At 56.7% G+C, this 1,090-nt stretch carries 1 rRNA gene; it reads left to right on the top strand.

What is annotated here, in order from left to right:
• Positions 1 to 1,090 (top strand): 23S ribosomal RNA (locus ACWGE0_RS45640); the annotation flags it as partial.

Genomic DNA, 1,090 nt, shown 5'->3' with positions numbered 1-1,090 from the left:
TTAGAGTGTTCCCAAGTAGCAGCGTACTCGTGAAATTCGCTGTGAATCTGGCGGGACCACCCGCTAAGCCTAAATACTCCCTGGTGACCGATAGCGGACTAGTACCGTGAGGGAAAGATGAAAAGTACCCCGGGAGGGGAGTGAAATAGTACCTGAAACCGTGTGCCTACAATCCGTCGGAGCCTTTAGGGGTGACGGCGTGCCTTTTGAAGAATGAGCCTGCGAGTTAGTGCTACGTGGCGAGGTTAACCCGTGTGGGGTAGCCGTAGCGAAAGCGAGTCTGAATAGGGCGCTTGAGTCGCGTGGTCTAGACCCGAAGCGGTGTGATCTAGCCATGGCCAGGGTGAAGCGCGGGTAAGACCGCGTGGAGGCCCGAACCCACCAGGGTTGAAAACCTGGGGGATGAGCTGTGGTTAGGGGTGAAAGGCCAATCAAACACCGTGATAGCTGGTTCTCCCCGAAATGCATTTAGGTGCAGCGTCGTGTGTTTCACCGCGGGGGTAGAGCACTGGATGGTCTAGGGGGCCTACAAGCTTACCGAAATCAACCAAACTCCGAATACCGTGGTGTGAGAGCGCGGCAGTGAGACTGCGGGGGATAAGCTTCGTAGTCGAGAGGGAAACAGCCCAGAACGCCAGCTAAGGTCCCTAAGTGTGTGCTAAGTGGGAAAGGATGTGGGGTCGCACAGACAGCCAGGAGGTTGGCTTAGAAGCAGCCACCCTTTAAAGAGTGCGTAATAGCTCACTGGTCAAGTGGTCCTGCGCCGACAATGTAGCGGGGCTTAAGCACACCACCGAAGCTGTGTCATTTCAGCCTTGTGCTGGGATGGGTAGGGGAGCGTCGTGTAGCGGTTGAAGCGGCGGAGTAATCCAGCCGTGGACGCTATGCGAGTGAGAATGCAGGCATGAGTAGCGAAAGACGAGTGAGAAACTCGTCCGCCGGATGACCAAGGGTTCCTGGGCCAGGCTAATCCGCCCAGGGTAAGTCGGGACCTAAGGCGAGGCCGACAGGCGTAGTCGATGGACAACGGGTTGATATTCCCGTACCCGTGTGAACGCGCCCATGATGAACCTTGTGATACTAACCGCCC

This window comes from Lentzea sp. NPDC054927, assembly GCF_053610285.1.
The sequence above is the reverse complement of the archived record's forward strand: the minus strand, read 5'-3'. Positions and strand labels throughout refer to the sequence as shown.